The following is a 392-nucleotide window of genomic DNA, read 5'->3' on the forward strand; positions in this document are numbered from 1 at the left end:
GTTGATACATACAATCATTACCCATCGATTCACCTTTTACGGCAAACCGATCAATAAATAATCTTTACTTCTTCCAGATTGTTAAAGAACGAAACAGCTTTGATCGCTAAAAGATCAAACCTAAACCTGAGTCACTGACCGGCTTACGTTTGCACTTTCAAAGTATTGGTGGAGGATGACGGGATCGAACCGACGACCCCCTGCTTGCAAAGCAGGTGCTCTCCCAGCTGAGCTAATCCCCCGGGAATGTACTACTCGGGTGTTACTGGTAGGGCTGGTTGGACTCGAACCAACGACCCCCGCGTTATCAACACGGTGCTCTAACCAGCTGAGCTACAGCCCCAACGCGGTGCTACTACGACTACTGTTTCTTCTCTTACTAACAGCCGATA

At 48.0% G+C, this 392-nt stretch carries 2 tRNA genes; both read right to left on the reverse strand.

Going from position 1 to position 392, the window contains the following annotated elements:
• Positions 1-166 precede the first annotated feature (166 nt).
• Positions 167-242: transfer RNA gene (locus tag GCN78_RS28970), tRNA-Ala, on the reverse strand.
• 24 nt (positions 243-266) lie between these two features.
• A tRNA-Ile gene (locus GCN78_RS28975) sits at positions 267-343 on the reverse strand.
• Between the last annotated feature and the right edge of the window lie 49 nt (positions 344-392).

The sequence above is a fragment of the Janthinobacterium rivuli genome (assembly GCF_009208735.1).
In the GTDB taxonomy this organism is placed as follows: Bacteria; Pseudomonadota; Gammaproteobacteria; order Burkholderiales; family Burkholderiaceae_D; genus Janthinobacterium.